Source organism: Cellulomonas sp. (genome assembly GCF_965229465.1).
Taxonomy (GTDB): domain Bacteria; phylum Actinomycetota; class Actinomycetes; order Actinomycetales; family Cellulomonadaceae; genus Cellulomonas.
The window spans coordinates 3,836,861-3,853,267 of sequence record NZ_OZ245882.1 but is presented as its reverse complement, the minus strand read 5'-3'; the positions used below and the strand labels follow the sequence as shown (position 1 = coordinate 3,853,267).

15 protein-coding genes are annotated in these 16,407 nt (G+C 74.1%); 6 read left to right on the top strand and 9 right to left on the bottom strand.

Going from position 1 to position 16,407, the window contains the following annotated elements; translation table 11 throughout:
- Positions 1 to 25: 25 nt before the first annotated feature.
- Entirely contained in the window at positions 26 to 2,668 is a 2,643-nt protein-coding gene (locus ACO06A_RS18175; RefSeq protein ID WP_421733595.1) for a glycoside hydrolase family 3 C-terminal domain-containing protein, read from the bottom strand.
- A gap of 243 nt (positions 2,669 to 2,911) precedes the next feature.
- On the opposite strand from ACO06A_RS18175, the gene ACO06A_RS18170 reads away from it, so the two are divergent.
- Positions 2,912 to 3,802: a helix-turn-helix domain-containing protein gene (locus ACO06A_RS18170; protein ID WP_421733594.1), complete on the top strand. Its 891-nt coding sequence runs from the start codon at positions 2,912 to 2,914 to the stop codon at positions 3,800 to 3,802.
- A 24-nt stretch (positions 3,803 to 3,826) separates the two neighbouring features.
- Here ACO06A_RS18170 and ACO06A_RS18165 read toward each other — a convergent pair whose 3' ends face one another.
- The 5 genes from ACO06A_RS18165 to ACO06A_RS18145 all read right to left on the bottom strand — a co-directional run bounded on the left by ACO06A_RS18165 (position 3,827) and on the right by ACO06A_RS18145 (position 7,920).
- Positions 3,827 to 4,459 (bottom strand): response regulator, encoded by a 633-nt coding sequence (locus tag ACO06A_RS18165; protein WP_421733593.1) that lies wholly within the window; start codon positions 4,457 to 4,459, stop codon positions 3,827 to 3,829.
- The gene (locus ACO06A_RS18160; protein ID WP_421733592.1) at positions 4,452 to 5,849 is read right to left on the bottom strand and encodes a sensor histidine kinase; all 1,398 of its coding nucleotides are present in this window, start codon (positions 5,847 to 5,849) and stop codon (positions 4,452 to 4,454) included. Before ACO06A_RS18160 ends, ACO06A_RS18165 begins: the two co-directional genes overlap by 8 nt.
- Positions 5,850 to 5,904: 55 nt before the next feature.
- Complete coding sequence (locus ACO06A_RS18155; RefSeq protein ID WP_421733591.1) at positions 5,905 to 6,381, bottom strand: hypothetical protein; 477 nt, start codon at positions 6,379 to 6,381, stop codon at positions 5,905 to 5,907.
- Positions 6,382 to 6,478: 97 nt separating this feature from the next.
- Positions 6,479 to 7,177 (bottom strand): ANTAR domain-containing protein, encoded by a 699-nt coding sequence (locus tag ACO06A_RS18150; RefSeq protein WP_421733590.1) that lies wholly within the window; start codon positions 7,175 to 7,177, stop codon positions 6,479 to 6,481.
- Complete coding sequence (locus ACO06A_RS18145) at positions 7,174 to 7,920, bottom strand: GAF and ANTAR domain-containing protein (RefSeq protein ID WP_421733589.1); 747 nt, start codon at positions 7,918 to 7,920, stop codon at positions 7,174 to 7,176. The genes ACO06A_RS18150 and ACO06A_RS18145 overlap by 4 nt, the downstream gene beginning before the upstream one ends.
- A gap of 193 nt (positions 7,921 to 8,113) precedes the next feature.
- Between ACO06A_RS18145 and ACO06A_RS18140 the strand changes: the two genes are divergently transcribed.
- From ACO06A_RS18140 to ACO06A_RS18130, 3 genes are read left to right on the top strand one after another with little or no spacing between them, the layout of a single operon-like run.
- Positions 8,114 to 9,055 carry an ANTAR domain-containing protein gene (locus ACO06A_RS18140; protein ID WP_421733588.1) on the top strand — a complete coding sequence of 314 codons (942 nt, stop codon included), beginning with the start codon at positions 8,114 to 8,116 and terminating at the stop codon, positions 9,053 to 9,055.
- 56 nt (positions 9,056 to 9,111) lie between these two features.
- Positions 9,112 to 9,501: an ArsR/SmtB family transcription factor gene (locus ACO06A_RS18135; RefSeq protein WP_421733587.1), complete on the top strand. Its 390-nt coding sequence runs from the start codon at positions 9,112 to 9,114 to the stop codon at positions 9,499 to 9,501.
- The gene (locus ACO06A_RS18130; RefSeq protein ID WP_421736095.1) at positions 9,498 to 11,189 is read left to right on the top strand and encodes a SulP family inorganic anion transporter; all 1,692 of its coding nucleotides are present in this window, start codon (positions 9,498 to 9,500) and stop codon (positions 11,187 to 11,189) included. The genes ACO06A_RS18135 and ACO06A_RS18130 overlap by 4 nt, the downstream gene beginning before the upstream one ends.
- A gap of 21 nt (positions 11,190 to 11,210) precedes the next feature.
- On the opposite strand, the gene ACO06A_RS18125 is transcribed toward ACO06A_RS18130, so the two are convergent.
- From ACO06A_RS18125 to ACO06A_RS18115, 3 genes are read right to left on the bottom strand one after another with little or no spacing between them, the layout of a single operon-like run.
- Positions 11,211 to 11,996, bottom strand: coding sequence for a hypothetical protein (locus ACO06A_RS18125; protein ID WP_421733586.1), 786 nt, complete (start codon positions 11,994 to 11,996; stop codon positions 11,211 to 11,213).
- Complete coding sequence (locus ACO06A_RS18120; RefSeq protein ID WP_421733585.1) at positions 11,993 to 13,492, bottom strand: hypothetical protein; 1,500 nt, start codon at positions 13,490 to 13,492, stop codon at positions 11,993 to 11,995. Before ACO06A_RS18120 ends, ACO06A_RS18125 begins: the two co-directional genes overlap by 4 nt.
- Positions 13,489 to 14,415, bottom strand: a complete 927-nt coding sequence (locus ACO06A_RS18115) for an ATP-binding cassette domain-containing protein (RefSeq protein ID WP_421733583.1) — start codon at positions 14,413 to 14,415, stop codon at positions 13,489 to 13,491. The genes ACO06A_RS18120 and ACO06A_RS18115 overlap by 4 nt, the downstream gene beginning before the upstream one ends.
- A 121-nt stretch (positions 14,416 to 14,536) precedes the next feature.
- Here ACO06A_RS18115 and ACO06A_RS18110 point away from each other — a divergent pair, with 121 nt between their 5' ends.
- The gene (locus ACO06A_RS18110) at positions 14,537 to 15,742 is read left to right on the top strand and encodes a sensor histidine kinase (protein ID WP_421733582.1); all 1,206 of its coding nucleotides are present in this window, start codon (positions 14,537 to 14,539) and stop codon (positions 15,740 to 15,742) included.
- Positions 15,739 to 16,404, top strand: coding sequence for a response regulator (locus ACO06A_RS18105; protein WP_421733581.1), 666 nt, complete (start codon positions 15,739 to 15,741; stop codon positions 16,402 to 16,404). The genes ACO06A_RS18110 and ACO06A_RS18105 overlap by 4 nt, the downstream gene beginning before the upstream one ends.
- The last annotated feature ends 3 nt before the right edge of the window (positions 16,405 to 16,407 follow it).

Sequence of the window (16,407 nt, the reverse complement as noted above, 5' to 3'; positions counted from 1 at the left end):
CACGGACCGGTGTGTGCTCGGCGCCTCAGGGACGCACGCGGACCGCGCCCGCCAGCTCGAGGTCGACGGACGAGTGCCCGATGTAGACGGCGACCTGGCCGGTGGGAGTGACCCACTGGTCGGCGTCGGCGTCCCAGTACGAGAAGTCCCGTCGGTCCAGCTCGATCCGCACCTGCTGACGGTCGCCCGCGCCGAGCTCGACCTTCGCGAACCCCGCGAGCTTCCGCAGCGGCGAGTCGACGCCCGGCAGGGGCCCGAGATACACCTGGACGACCTCGGTGCCGTCCCGGTCGCCGACGTTGCGCAGCCGCACCCGCGCGTCGACGGTGTCCTGGCCGCCGGTGGCCCGGATGACGTTGCCGACGCGGAGCCGGTCCATCTCGAACTGCGTGTAGGACAACCCCTCGCCGAACGCGAACTGCGGGGCGATGCCTGCCGCGAGGTAGCCGCGGTAGCCGACGTTCAGCCCTTCGGTGAACTCGACGTCGGGGTCGTCCAGCCAGGGGTTCTGCACCCCGACCGGCAGGGCGTCCTCGCTGCTCGGGTAGGAGACGGGCAGCCGACCGGACGGGTCCTCGTCGCCGAACAGGATGGCGGCCAGCGCGTGGCCCTCCTCCTGCCCGCCGAAGTAGTTCTGGAGCACCGCCGGCACGGCGTCGGCCCACGGCATGACGACCCCGGCACCGGTGGAGACCACCACGACCGTCCTCGGGTTGGCCGCGGCGACCGCACGGATGAGCTGGTCGGCGTTCTGCGGCAGCTTGAGCGAGACCACGTCCCGCTCCTCGCTCTCGTAGGTGCGGACGTAGACCACCGCGACGTCGCTCGCCGCGGCGGCGTCGGCTGCCTCTGCCACCGACGGCGGCACCGCGTCGGCCGGGGTGGACCACTGGAGCAGGAACGTGCCCGGCTGCAGGCCGACGAGGGGACGGGTCTGGGTGTACTCGACGCGGAGGTCGTACTCCTGCCCGGCCGTCAGCTGCTGCGGCTCGGAGCGGACGTCGCGACGACCGTCCTCCCCGGTCATGTCGATGATCAGGTTGCCGTCGAGGTACACCTTGGCGTCACCCCACCCGGTCGCACCCAGGACGTACGCGCCGGTGCTCGGTGGGACGAGGTCACCGGTGTACCGCACGGACTGGTCGCCGTTGCCGGCCGGTCCGAGGCCGTCGAGGGCCGGCGTCGGCTGCACCTGCGAGCCGTAGAGGCTCGCGAAGGCGGGCTGCCCCCCGATGAACCCGACGTCGTACGCGACCTGCCGCTCGGTGCGGGTCAGGCCGACCGCTCCCGACCAGGTCGCGTTGGGGTAGTACCGCGCGGTGAGCCCGTCACCGATCCCCCGCTCGGGTCGCAGGACGGACGACGGCACGGCCGTCATGTCGCGCGTCTCGATCATGTTCGCGCCGTTGACCGGGTCGTTCCCCTGGGCGTAGCGCACCTGCGCGCCGAGCTCCTGACCCCGCTCGCGCAGGGCGTCGAGCAGCGACACCTCGTAGGTCGGCTGGATGTACGCCGAACCGCCGAGCGCCGACGGGATGGTGGCGTCGGCACCCACGACGGCGATCGAGTCGATGGCGTCGCCGTCGAGCGGCAGCGCCGACGCGTCGTTCTTCAGCAGGGTGATCGCGTCCTCCTGCACCTCGCGCGCCACGGCTCCGTGCTCCTCTACCGGGATGGCCGTCGGGGTGTAGTCGTTGTCGAAGATGCCGATCGCGAACATCGTGCGCAGGATCCGCAGCACCGACCGGTCCACCAGCGCGACGGGCACACTGCCGCCGTTCACGGCGTCGAGCAGCGCGTCGGCGTAGAACGCTCGCGTGCCGGTCTCCATGTCCGTGCCCGCCACGATCGACGCCTCGGTGGAGTGGATCGCGCCGAAGTCGGTGAGCACGAAGCCCTGGAAGCCGAGCTGCTCGCGCAGGATCTCGTTCAGCGTGGACTCGTTCTCGCACGAGTAGACCCCGTTGATCTTGTTGAACGAGCACATCACGGAGCCGAGGCCCGCGTCGCGGATGGCCGCCTCGTAGGCCGCGGTGTGCACCTCACGCAGGGTGCGCTCGTCGACGATCACGTTCTGCTCACCGCCGCGGTACCGCTCCTGGGTGTAGGCGGTGTAGTGCTTCAGGTCCGCGATGACGTTCCGCGCCTGCACCTCCTGGACGAACGGCACGACCATCGCGGTGTTGAGCTGCGGGTCCTCGCTCGCCGACTCCGCCTGCCGGCCCCAGAACGGGTTGCGGGTGGGGTCGGAGTTGGGGCCGAGCAGGACCTCGTGCCCGGTCTGGCGTGCCTCGTCGGCCACCACCCCGGCGTAGTCGCGGGCGCGAGCCGGGTCCCAGGTGGCCGCGAGCGCGAGGTTGGCCGGCATGGCCGTCGCGGTGTTGGCGGTGTCGGGGAGCACCCACCCCCGGGAGGCGATGCCGTCCGTGGCGTCGGCCATGCTCAGCTCGGGGATGCCCAGCCGCTCGATCGGTGCGCTGTAGAACGCCGCCGGCCCGGCGCCCTGGTCGCCCGCCATGAGCTCGACCTTCTCCTCGAGCGTCATCGCCTGGAGCAGCAGCACCGCGCGCTGATCGGGCGAGAGCGAGGTGTTCATCCACGGGTCACCGGGTGCTGCCGCGACCGGCGACCCCGTCTGCACCGTGATGACCACGGCGGCTGCCGCCATCCCGGCCACCAGGCGTCGTGCCCTGCGTCCCCTTCGACCACTGCGCACCGAGGTCATCGCCAACCTCCCCCTCGAGGACGGTCCGCGCACCCGGATCCCGGGCGGGTCCTTGGGTCACGGTCCGGATCCTGCCGATGACACTCCGCCCACCGCACGGTCGTCGACCCCCGAGGGGGGACCAACTGTGGTCCCCCTCCCCGATGCCGCTGCTCGGGTGGTCGGGCGCCCGGTCTAGCATCGAGTGTGCGCAACGAAGCGCTCCGCCAGTTCCTCATGGTGCGCCGGGCCCGCATCACGCCGGAACGCGCTGGCCTCCCGCCGCCCCGCGATCGGCGCCGCGTCGTCGGCCTGCGCCGCGCCGAGGTCGCCGCCCTGGCCGGGATCAGCACGGGCTACTACAAGCGAGTGGAACGCGGGGTGGTCGGCGGCATCTCGGCATCCGTGCTGGCCGGCCTCGCCCAGGCCTTGCAGCTCGACGACGCCGAGCGTGACTACCTGGCCGACCTGGTGCGGGCCGCGTCGTCCACGCGGCTCGGCCACCCGGCCCCACCGGCTCACGCCGTGCGGCCGTTCGTCCGGGAGCTGCTGGCGGCGACGAGCCTGCCGTGCTGCGTGCTCGACGACCGGCTCGACGTCCTGGCCGCCAACGACCTGGCCCGCGCGCTGTACCTGCCGCTGTACGAGAGTCCCGACAGGCCCGTGAACCAGGCGCGCTTCACCTTCTACGACGCGGCGTCCCGGGACTACTGGGGCGACTGGGACGCGATGGCCGACCTGGCCGTCGCCCTGTTGCGGGGCAGCTCAGGCCGGGAGCCCGTCGATCCCGGCCTCACGCGGCTGATCACGGAGCTGAGGACTCGCAGCGCCGACTTCCGGACCCGGTGGGCCACCTTCGACGTGGCCTCCGACACGGCGGGGGTGCGGGAGATCAACCACCCCCTCGTCGGGCGCCTCACGCTCGAGACGCACTCGATCCCGCTGCCGGAGGACCCGGGCCAGCGCGTCCTCGTGCACACCCCCTGCCCCGCCGCGGGCACGGCGGGACAGCTGGCGCGGCTCGCGTCGTGCGGCGCCGACCTGCGCGCGGGCGGGGTGCCCCGTCCGAGGGGGCGGGCCACGCCGCGCAGCGGCTGATCGACGGAGGGTGAACCCGGCGCGTCACTCGTCGGGGAGGTGCTGCGCCCCCCACAGCGCGGCGCTCGTGCGGTCGGTGACGCCGATCTGGCGGAAGACGTGCCCCACGTGGACCTTCACAGTGCGTTCGCTGATCCCCAGCGCGCGTCCGATCTGCTTGTTCGCCATCCCCTTGCCGAGGAGCCGCAGCACCTGGAGCTCGCGAGGGCTCAGCCCGTCCGCCGGCGAGACCGTGGTCGACGGCAGGAGCGCTCGCGCGACCCGGGGATCCAGCGGGGCAAAGCCCAGCGCCGCCGACCGCACCGCAGCGATCAGGTCCCGCGGGTCGCAGTCCTTGAGCAGGTAGCCGATCGCGCCCGCGGCGAGCGCATCACCGACCCGGGCCGTGTCGGAGAACGACGTGAGCACGACGACGTGCGTGCCCGGCCGCGCCGCGACGATCCGGCGGGTGGCCTCCACCCCGTCGAGCACGGGCATCGACAGGTCCATCAGGACGACCTGCGGGAGCAGCTCCGCAGCCAGGGCCACGGCCTCGGCGCCGTCGGCGGCCTGGCCGACGACACGGAGGCCCTCGGCGCCGTCGACAAGTCCCGCCAGCCCGGACCTCACCAGGTGGTGGTCGTCGGCCAGCAGGACGGTCACGCCGTCGTCACTCATCGGTCCCTCCGTCCACCGTCAACCGCCAGCGGCAGCCCCGCCCGGGCGCGGAGCGGACCGCGAGCTCCGCTCCGGCCGAGGTTGCGAGGTCCCCCAGCAGCCGCAGCCCGAAGTGTCCCTCGGGCGGTGCGGCGAGGACCTCCAGCACGTCGAAGCCGACCCCGTCGTCGTCGACCTCGAGCACCACCTGGCCGCCGTCCCGGGTCAGGCGCACGACGACAGCGCGGGCACGGGCGTGGTCCACGGCGTTGCGCACCGTCTCGTGGGCCACCCGGTAGACGAGCTGCTCCCGCTCGGGAGCGAGCCCGACGGCGGCGTCCGCGTCGAGGTCGAGACGGATCACGGTCCCGCGAGCGGCCAGCCCTCCGACGAGGTCGGTCAGGGCGGCCCCGAGCCCGGCGGTCCGGAGGCTGGGCGGGTAGATGTCGACCAGGAGCGAGCGCAGACCCTTGATGCTGGCCCGCACGGTCTCCGACGCCTCCCGCAGCGGCTCGCCGAGCTCGGGGGCCGTCGACCGCTCCGCGCGCTCCGCCACACCCGCGAGCACGAACGACGACGCGGCGAGCTCCTGCACCACGCCGTCGTGCAGGGTCGCCGCGATGCGCCGCCGTTCCTGGTCGGAGGCGTCGACCGCGTGCTGGAGCAGCACCTCGCGCTGCCGCTGGCCGCGACGCAGCCGGTCCAGCAGCGTCCACAGGACGGGGAGCATGAGGACGACGAGCAGCAGCAGGCTCGTCACGGTGATGCCGGCGAACCCGCGCCAGAGCGCGGTGGAGCGCTCGGTGACGACGTCATAGCGGCTGTAGGTCTCGAACAGCAGCGGGGTCCCGTCCGGGGTCCACACGGGCCGGTACACCTCGAGCAGCTTGCCCTGCCCTCGTTCGTACACGTTCTCGGGCTTGCCGAGGTCGCTCACCTCGGCCTCGGTGGCCGGCGCCGTGAGCACCGCCGTCTCGTCGTCGTCGAGCGGGAACGTCCGACCGACCAGTCGATCGTCGTCCGAGTAGACGATCCGCCCGGCACGGTCCCAGACCTTGACCCGGATGATCCCGTCGCTCAGCACGCCCCCGCGGACCACCGCGTCCAGAGCCGCGACGGCGGCCGGGTCACCGGTCGGCAGTCCGTCGAGGAGCGCGGGCTGGACCACGGCGTCGGCGATCAGGTCGGTGCGGCGAGCGGCGTCGTTGACCGACTCCTGCTCCGCGATGCGACGGCTCGCGGTGAGCCCGAGCAGGGCGACGAGGATCAGCACGACGCCGGCCGCGCCGACCAGCTGGCCGAACACCCGCCAGGTCCGCACGGGGCGCTCCTCCGCCCCGGCCCGCCCGGCATCGACCCGCCCGACCGGGACCCATCCGGTCTCGACGGGCAGGTCGGAAGTGGTCCGCACGGGGCTCACCCTAAGGCCGCGCTGGGGCGGGTCGATGCCCGCGGAGCCCGCCGGGTCAGTCGTCGCTGCCATGACCGCCGTGGTCGTCGCCGACGTCGTGCCCCGCCCCGTCGTCCGCGCCGCCGCTACCCGATCCTGCGTCCTCGGGGCTCCCGCCACGGTGGCCGGAGTCGTCCGTCGAGACGGTCGCGGCCGGAGCGGGGACCGTGGCCGGGAGGCCCCCGTTGACGTCGCGGTCGTCCCCCGCCTCGACGCGGTCGTCGCGGTCGGTCGACCCGCCGTGGTCGTCGCCCACCGACGGCGAGGGTGTCGCCGACGGGCTGGGCACACCGCCCTGCACGGCGCGGTCGTCGCCATCCTCCGTCCGGTCGTCCCGGACGGTCAGGCCACCGCGGTCGTCCACGACGACCGCCTGCGTCGGAGGGGCCACGGGGACGGAGGGGCTCAGGCTGCTGTTGCCGGCCAGGCCCGCCGCGGCGGGGACGGCGGCCAGAGCGGCGGCTGCGGTGAACACGATCAGGCGCTTCATCATCAGGACTCCTCGAACGGTGTGCGTTGACGAGTCCTTTCTCCCCTGCGGGAGGTCGTGCCCACCATCAGACGTTGGTACTAGTACCGCCGTCCGGCCGTCAGCGCTCCTGTGCGGTACGGACCACGTTCTGCGCCACCTGCGCGAGGGTCGACCCGTTCGAGGACGCCCGGGCGATCAGCTCGTCGTACGCCTCGGCCATCTCCAGCCCCAGCTGGAACGCGAGCACCCCCTTGGCCTGCTCCACGACGACCCGTCCCTCGAGCGCCTTCGTGACACGCTCCGCGAGATCCTCGTCGCCGAGGGCCGCCGGCTGCACGATGGCGAGCGTCGCGAAGTCGGCGAAGCTCTGGGCGAGCACGGCGGACGACTCGGTGAGGTCGGCCGCGGTGACGGAGAACAGGTTGAGCCCGCCGATCGCGTGACCGCGCCAGTGCATCGGGAAGGCGTGCACCGACAGGAAGCCGGCGTCGACGATCTCCCTGCCGACGTCGGCCCAGCGCGACACGATGGCGTCGCTGCCGACCGCGCTCGACCGCTCGCCCGTGCGGGCGGCGTCGACGCACGGACCGGAGTCCCGCTGCGCGTGGTAGAGCTCGAGCTCGTCGACGCGGTGGGACGTCGCGCTGAGCAGCTCGAAGGCGCCGTCCCCGGTGCGCACCAGCACGGCCGCGGCGTCGGCGGGGAGCAGGGCCGCGCAGTCCGACACGAGGCGGGCCAGCAGCCCGGTGATCTCGTGGTCCTCGACCAGGGCGCTCGCCACGTCCGCGAGGGCCTGCGCCGATGTCCGTGCGGTCATCGCTCACCACTTCCCGTGCTGTCGTCCGAGGATGCCGCGTCGTGGGACACACCTTGGTTCGTGTGGGTGAAGCTCAGGCGCCGGTGGACCACGTCGCCGGCGATGTCGTCGAGCGTCGCGCTGCTCGCGAACGCGTGCGCCCGCAGGATGGCGAGCGCGTCGGCGGGCGCGATCGCCAGCTGGGCCACGATCATCCCGGTCGCCTGGTGCACGCGTGCGCGGTCCGACCAGGCGGCGAACGGTGCCGTCCCGTCCGTCGCACGTTCGTCGAGCAGCGCCGCACCGACGGCGTCGGCGAGGAACTGGGCGTCGTCGAGGCTCTCGGTCAGCGCACCGGCGGACCGGTAGAGCGTGATCACCCCGATCGTCGTGCCGCCGGGGTGCATCGGGATCGCCCAGACCGTGACCGGGCCGGCGATGTCCCCCGCCATCTCCGTGAACATCGGGAAGGGGCCGCCCTCCGCGCCGTCGACGTGGGTGACCACCGCCCGGCCCTCGCGGAACGCCTCCTGCCCGGGGCCCTCCCCGAGGACGTCCTGGAGGTCCTCGATCCGCGCGGACGTCCCGTCGGACGTGCTGACCGTGAGCCGCTCCGGGCGGGTCGACGCGAGGGTGATCGCTCCCCCGTCGGCGCCGAGGATCTCCACGCAGGCCGCGCACAGCCGTGAGGCGAGCGGCAGGTCGCGGTCCCCCGCGGCCACCAGCCGGGCGAGCCGGGCCAGGACCGCGCTGCGGTTGGTCACGGTTCCACCACCCTGAGCTCCATGCCTCCATCCTCCACCCCGCACCGCGGGTTCGAGGCCCACGGACGACGGGAGCGGAGCCCGAACACACCTGCTCGGCGCACGCCTCGGGCCTAGTCTCGGAAGAAACGTCCGTGGCGGGCGCGACCCTGCGTCCCGCAGGCTCGTCCGACACGACTCTGGGGGATCTCCGATGACGGCGACGACGACGTGTGTGGGTCAGTTCCGCTGTGCGTCCGACGGCGAGCGGTGGTGGTGGTCCGACCAGATGTTCCTCATCCACGGGATGCGGCCGGGCGACGTGGTGCCGACCCGCGAGCTCCTCCTCGCCCACGTCCACCACGATGACCGCCAGGTGGTGGCCGACGCCCTCGACCAGGACGTCGCGGGCTCCGACCCGCGAGGGTGCGAGTACTCCCTGCTGGACCTGTCCGGCACTGCCCATCGCGTCGTGCTCGCGGCCGCGGGGGGCGCGGGAGTCGACGTCACCGGGTTCCTCGTCGACGTCACCGCCGCGCGGGACACCCTGCTCGCCGAGCGCGTCAACGCGGACCTGGCGCTCGCCCTGGAGTCCCACGCCGCTATCGACCAGGCGAAGGGCATCCTGATGCTCATCTACGGCGTCGACGACGCGGCGGCGTTCCGGCTGCTGAAGCAGAGCTCCCAGACGCGCAACGTCCGCCTGCGCACCCTTGCCGGGCGCGTCATCGACGCCGCGGCCGCCGGTCTGGAGTCCACCGCACGGGAGCGTCTGGACGAGGCGCTGAGCACCGTGTTCGCCGAGGACCCTCCCGCGGCCCAGGCCCGGCGCAGCCCGATCCTGGAGCTGCGCACCGAGAGCGACGGCGACACGTCGATCCTGCGGGCGTTCGGCCGGGTCGACCTGTCCAACCGGGACGAGCTGGCGTCCGCGATCACGCTGGCGATGCTTCGCGCGGCAGGCGGGGGCAGCATCACGGTCGATCTGCGCGGCGTGGTCCGCATCGGGTCCGCGGCCGCTGACGTCCTCACGACCGCACTGCGCCAGAGTGCCGCGCACGGCATCACGATGACGATCGTGGGCGGTGGCCCCGGTGCCGACGAACCGCTGGACGGACCGGTCTCCCCGCGCTCGGCGGCCGCCACGAGCGACTGACGCGGCAGGGAGTGGGTTGAGGGTTTGCTAAACTCCTCAATCGAGGAGGTCCCACCGTGCCCACCACCGAACTGACCGCGCCGCTCTACGCCATCAAGGCCGACCTGTTCCGCTCGCTCGCCCACCCCACGCGCATCCAGGTGCTCGAGGTCCTCAGCGCCGCTCCGGACCACGCGGCCTCCGTGAGCACGCTCCTGGCCGCCACCGGCGCCGAGGCCTCCGCCCTGTCCCAGCACCTCGCGGTCCTCAAGCGTGCCGGCGTCGTCACGTCGGCGCGGACGGGGAACGCTGTCGTCTACCGCCTGAGCCGCCCGCTCGTGGCCGAGCTGCTGGTCGTGGCGCGTGCGTTCCTGCGGGAGATCCTCAGCGAGTCCGGCGCGCGGCTGGCCGCCGCGGACGACCTCCCGCCGCTCTCGGACGTGCACGTGGGCGGTGAACGGTCCTGAGCTGGTCACCACGCGGGCTGCTCCCGAGCCGCGCCGACGTCGACCTTCGTCCCCGCACGGTCCGGGCCGACCTCATCGCCGGGGTCACGGTGGGCATCGTCGCGCTCCCCCTGGCTCTCGCGTTCGGTGCCAGTGCCGGCGTCGGCCCCGCGCCCGGGCTGATCACCGCCGTCGTCGCCGGCATCGTCGCGGCGGTCTTCGGGGGCTCGCGGGTCCAGGTCTCCGGGCCCACCGGTGCGATGGCCGTCGTGCTCGCGCCGATCGTGGCGACGCACGGGCCCAGCGCGGTGCCGCTCGTCGCCATCCTCGCGGGCGCCATCGTGCTGCTGGCCGGCGCGACACGGCTGGGACGCGTGGTCACGTTCATCCCGTGGCCGGTGGTCGAGGGGTTCACGCTCGGCATCGCCACGATCATCTTCCTCCAGCAGGTTCCCGCCGCCGTCGGCGTCCACGCGTCCGTCGGGGGCAACCCCCTCGTCGTCGCGATCGACGCGGTCGTGCACGCCGGGGCGTCGCTGTGGTGGGCGCTCGGGTCCGTGGCCGTGGTCGCGGTGGTCATGCTCGTGCTCCCCCGGTTCGCGCCCGGCCTGCCCGCGTCGCTCGTGGCGGTCGTCCTGGTCACCACCGTCGCCCAGCTCGCGGACGCTCCGCTGGCTCGGATCGGAGCCCTGCCCGACTCGTTGCCGCTGCCGCTGCTCCCGACCGTGGACCTGGGCCTGCTCCGTGCCCTGCTCGGCCCCGCGGTCGCCGTCGCCGCGCTGGCCGCGATCGAGTCGTTGCTGTCGGCCCGGGTCGCCGCGGCGATGCCCACGTCGGGCGGTGCCCCCGACGACGACGCCCGGCGCTACGACCCCGACCGGGAGCTCGTCGGCCAGGGCCTGGCCTCGATCGCCTCCGGTGCGTTCGGCGGCATGCCCGCGACCGGCGCCATCGCCCGGACCGCGGTGAACGTCCGCGCCGGCGCGCAGACGCGGCTGGCCGCACTCACCCACTCCGTGGTGATCCTGGGGGTCATCTACCTGGCCACCGGCGCGGTCTCGGCGATCCCGCTCGCCGCCCTCGCCGGTGTGCTGATGGTCACCGCCACGCGCATGGTCTCCGTGGCGGCGGTCCGTGCCGTGATGATGTCCACCCGGGCCGACGCGCTCGTCCTCGTGGTCACGGCGGTGATCACCATCGCGGTCGACCTGATCGAGGCCGTGCAGATCGGTCTGCTGGTCGCGGCCTTCTTCACGTTGCGATCCGTCTCCCGCGCGACGTCCGTGCACCGGGAGCCGCTGCCCGGCCCCGCGCACCCCGGCGACGAGCACATCGCGCTCTACCGCCTGGACGGCGCGATGTTCTTCGGTGCCGCCGACCGCATCGGTGCCCAGATCCGCGCGAGCACCGACGCCCTCGTCGTCGTCCTGCGGCTCTCGCAGCTCCGCCTGGTCGACGCCACGGGCGCGCACGCCCTGGCCGAGCTGGTGGCCGCCCTCGAGCTGGCCGGCGTCACCGTCCTGGTCAAGGGCGTCCAGCCCCAGCACCTCCAGCTGCTCACGCGGGTGGGAGTGCTGGACGAGCTGCGGCACGAGGAGCACCTGTTCGACGACCTCGCGCCGGCGCTCGAGCACGCCCGGTCTCACGTCGCCCGCAGCACGGCCGCCCGCATCGCCGACGGTGCGCAGAGCCAGCGAGCGGCGTCCTGACCGACCCGATCGACGGGGCCGTCAGGCATCACGCCGACGGAGCGCGACCCCGCCGGCGAGCACGACCGCAGCCGCGTAGCCCCCGACGAGCGCCAGGCCCGGCCACGGGGCGATGCGCAGTGAGGCGAGGTCACGGGTGGCTTGGACGGCGAGCCCGGCGTCGGTCGGTGCGTACCGGTGGAGCCAGCCCTGCCAGTCGGGGTCGGAGACGAACAGGGCGAGCACCGGGCCGAGGAACAGCACCGCCATCATCATCGTGACGGCGACGCCGGTGTCCCGGACCAGCAGCCCGATCCCGGCGCCGAGCAGCGCCACGAGCACGAGGTACAGGACGGTCCCGACCGCGGCGCGCTGCGTCAGGTCATGGAGCAGGGTCGACTGCGGATAGCCGGCCTCGGCCGTGAAGCCGCGCGAGGGCAGCACGGACCGCGCGACCAGGAGCGCACCGACGACACCGACCGTCGCGCCGGCCGTCGTGAGCGCCCCCACGACGACGACCTTCGCAGCGAGCACCTGCTCCCGGCGCGGCACCGCGACGAGCGACGGTCGGATCGTGCCGGTCGCGTACTCGCCGGTGACCAGCAGCACGCCCAGGACCGCGGCGCCCACCTGGGCGACCTGCACACCGGCCAGGCTGAGCCGCACGGTGTCGAGCACGCACGGGTCGTCCCCGCACTCGTCGACCCGCAGCGTGCCGGTCACGGCCAGCCCCAGGGCAACCATCCCGAGCGCGACCACGCACACCAGCCACCCCGTGCTCGGGAGGGAGCGCGCCTTGGTCCACTCCGCCCGCACGGCGCCCGTCATGCGTCCCGCCGGCGCAGCTGCCACCACGCCAGAGCGAGCGCGGCCGCCGCGTAGCAGAGGACCACGGTGATCCCGGCGCCGGGCCCGATGAGCGCCCAGGGCTCGGCGAGCGTCGCGGTCGGGGGCTTGGCGCGCAGCGTCGCCATACCCCCGGCGAGGGTCGTGTACATGAGCCAGCGCGGCGACGTGCCGGGGAGCACCGTGCCGGCCACGAGCGGGAGGACCACCAGCACGATCGTGAGCGTGATGGCCACCGCGCTGCGCCGCACGAGCATCCCGACCGCGAGCGCCACGAGGGTCACGCTCGTCATGAACAGCGCGGTGAGCACTAACGCGCGGACCACCGCGGCGTCGGTCAGCGACGGCGTCGGGAAGGCGGGCGGCGCCATGCCGCTGCCCTGGAGGATCGGCACGGCGACGAGGAACGACACGACCACGGCGACCAGGCTGAGCACGAACGTCGTCGCACCGAGCACGGTCGCCTTCGCGGCGAGCACCTGCCCGCGCCGCGGCATGGCCGTGAACGTCGTGCGGATCATGCCGCGTCGGTACTCCGAGGTCCCGAACAGCGCGCCGACGCAGATGAGCGCCATCAGCCCGGCGACCACGCCGAGCAGTGCCGCCTCGACCACGTCGTCGTCCGGTGCCTGCGGACCGACCTTGCCGGAGCCCGTGACCGTGTACGTGCCGGAGCGCTCGGTGAGGACCGGGCCGGGCAGCGCCTCGGCGGCACCCATCGCGATCAGGTCGTCCGTGATCGGCATGGTGACCGCGGTGCCCCGCCACGTCCCGTCGGTCGCCGGCGTCACGGTGACGTCCTCGAAGGTCGCCGCGGCGCTCTCCGGATGCTCCCCCATCGACGACCCCCCCATGCCGCGGGCGACGTACACGGCCGGGGCCGAGAGCACGGCCGGCCCGATCTCCGCGGTGTCCGGCACGGCCGCGGGCGTCATGGTCGCGATCTCCTGCCACGCCACCCCGTCGGCGGACTCGAACCCGGTGACCTCGTCGCCCGTGCGCGTCAGCCGCAGCCACCGGTCGCCGGTGCTCGGGCTGCCGGCGACGTCCTGCGTGAAGTCGGACTGCATCCGCACCCCGTTCGTGCCGGTCAGCAGCACGGACACGTACGACGACCCGGGCTCCGTGCCGTCCTTGAGCGTGATGCCGGCGGCGAGGTCGGTCCACGGCGTCCGAGGCACCACGGTGCCTCGGTCCGGACCTCCTTGACCGGCCCGGGCACTCGCCGGGCTCAGCGACGTGACGTGCACGGTCACCGAGACGTCCCCGGTCACCGTCCGGTGCGCGAAGCCGAAGCCGTCCGCGACCGGGTCGCCGTCGGGGCCGGTGACGAAGTTGGGGTGGTCGTTGACGTCGGTGGTGCCCCCGGCTGCCCCGAGCGCGCTCAGGCCGACGGTGAGCACAGCCGCGCCGACCAGCGTGGCGATCCACCGTGGCACCGACCGGAGCTTGGTCCACTCCGCCAGCATGGCGCTCATCGGACGTCCTCGTCGGCGGTCGCGAACTCCACCGCACCGCGAGTGAGCTCCATGTAGGCCTCCTCGAGCGAGGCTCGATGCCGTCGTAGCTCGACGAACGTGACGCCGGCCGCACCGAGCAGGGACGCGATCTCGCCGCCCGCCAGACCCTCCACCACGATTCCGTCGGCGGCCTGCACGGTGACCGTCGCCCCGGCGTTGGCCAGGACGGTCATCGCCTCCTGCCGCTGCGGCGTCACCACCTCGACCTGGTCCCTCGACACCGACGCCAGCAGGTCCGGCACGGCCGTCTCCGCGACGAGGCGCCCGCGGCCGATCACGACGAGCCGGTCGGCGGTGTCCTGGAGCTCGCTCATGAGGTGGCTGGAGACCAGGACGACGCGGCCCTGGGCCGCCAGCGCGCGCAGGAGGAGCCGGATCCACACGATGCCGTCGGGGTCGAGCCCGTTGGTGGGCTCGTCGAACATCAGCACCGGGGGGTCACCCAGGAGCGCCGCCGCGATGCCGAGACGCTGCCGCATGCCGAGCGAGAATCCCCCGGCGCGCTTGCGGGCGACGGCCGCGAGGCCGACCTGCTCGAGCACCTCGTCGGCCCGCCGGTCCGCGATCCCGTTGCTCCGCGCCAGCCACAGGAGGTGGTCGCGCGCGCGCCGGCTCGGGTGCACGGCGTCGGCGTCGAGCAGCGCGCCGACCCGGGTCAGCGGCCGGTCGAGCGCGCCGTACCGGCTCCCGCCGACCAGCGCCTCCCCGTGGTCGGGGGTGTCGAGCCCGAGCAGGAGCCGCATCGTGGTCGACTTGCCCGCGCCGTTGGGACCCACGAACCCGGTCACCTCCCCCGGCCCGACCGTGAACGACAGGCCGTCGACGGCGACGACACCGCGATAGGTCTTGCGGACGTCCCGGACCTCCAGTGATGGCTCCATGCCGACGACGCTACGGACGGCGCGCTGCCGGGTCGTCACGCCCGCGCGGGATTCCTGCGACCCCCCGAGCGAGCGACCCGGTCCCTCGCTCGGGGGATGACACCCCGGCGACAATGGGCAGATGACGTGGCGACCGGCTCCGGCGGCCCGGGCCCCGGTGGCGGCCGTGGTCCTCGCCGCGCTCGCGGTGGCGCAGGCGGCCGCCGGGGGGAACGCGGCCGTGTCCACGGCGGTCTCCACGGGACCCGCGACGGCGACGGTCGAGCGTCCTCAGGACGTGCTGGTCGCCGTGCTGCTCGCGCTGGCGACCACCGCGCCCGTCGCCCTCGCCGGCACCTGGCCCGTGGTCGCCGCCCTGCTGGTCGCGGCGGCGACCCTGCTGGGCCTCGGGGCGCAGGTGCCGCCGACCGTCGGCGGGTTGCTGGCGCTCGGCACGGTGTACGCCGTGGTCGGGCTCCGGCACCGCGTGCGCACCGTCCTCGTCCTCGTCGCGCCGTTCGTCGCCGCTCTCGCCCTGCCGGTCGAGAACGTCTCGGCGACCGTCGTGGTGCTCGGCGTCGCCCTCCTGGCCGCCGTCGGGGGGATCGCGTGGCGGGTGCGCGACGAGGGTCGACGCCGCGACGCCGTCGTCGAGGCCGCGCACGAGTCGACGCTGGAGCACCTGGCCCGCGGGGAGCGCGCCCGCATCGCCCGCGAGCTCCACGACGTCGTGGCCCACCACGTCTCGCTGATCGCGCTCCAGGCGGAGGCGGCGCGCCTGACGGTGCCGGGCATGCCGCCCGAGGGCGAGAAGCGGCTGCTGGCGATCGGCGGGACCGCGCGGACGGCCCTCGCGGAGATGCGCCGGCTCCTCGGGGTGCTGCGCGAGGACGCCGACGGGGCGGACGTGACCACGCGGCGCCCGCAGCCCGGGCTGGCCCAGCTCACGGAGCTGCTCGACGAGGTGCGCGACGCCGGACCCGGCGGGGCCCGCCTCGTCGTGCGCGGGAAGGTGGCACCCCTCGACCAGAGCATCGAGGTGTCGGCCTACCGGATCGTGCAGGAGGCGCTCACCAACGCCCGGCGGCACGCCCCCGGCGCCTCGGTCGACGTGGAGCTCGACTACCGACCGGACCGGCTGGTGGTGCGGGTCCGGGACAACGGTCCGGGGCCCACGGCGGTCGACGGCACCCTCGGTCCCGACGCTCTCGGTCCCAGCGACGTCGGTCACGGCCTCGCCGGGATGCGGGAGCGGGCGGCGATGGCCGGCGGGACCGTCCGGACGGGTCCCGGACCGCTGGGGGGCTTCCTGGTGAGTGCCGAGCTGCCGGTCCCGGGGTCACCGTGACGCCCACGCGGGTGGTCGTGGTCGACGACCAGGAGGTGGTCCGTGCGGCGTTCGGCGCGCTGCTGGCCACCCAGCCCGACTTCGCGGTGGTCGGCACGGCGGCGGACGGCGCGCAGGCCGTGCGGGTGTGCCGCGACGAGCAACCCGACGTGGTCCTGATGGACGTGCGGATGCCCGTGATGGACGGGATCGAGGCCACGCGCCGCATCGTGGCGGCCGAGCCGTGCCCGCACGTCCTGATCCTCACCACCTTCGACCTCGACGAGCACGTGTACGACGCGATCGAGGCCGGCGCCAGCGGGTTCCTGCTCAAGGACGTCACGGCCGAGCGGCTGTTCGACGCCGTCCGGGTGGTCGCCGCCGGGGACGCGCTGCTGGCACCGGGGGTGACCCGGCGCCTGGTCGCCGAGTTCGCCAGGCTCCGGTCCCGGCACCCGGCCCCGCCCGCTGCGCTCGACGTCCTCACCCCCCGCGAGCGCGAGGTGCTCCTCCTGGTCGCCGAGGGGTTGTCGAACCCGGAGATCGCCGCGCGGCTCGTCGTCGGCGAGGAGACGGTCAAGACCCACGTCAGCCGCGTGCTCACCAAGCTCGGGCTGCGCGGCCGCACGCAGGCCGTCGTGCTCGCCTACGAGGCGGGACTCGTCGTGCCGGGTGCACGCTGACGC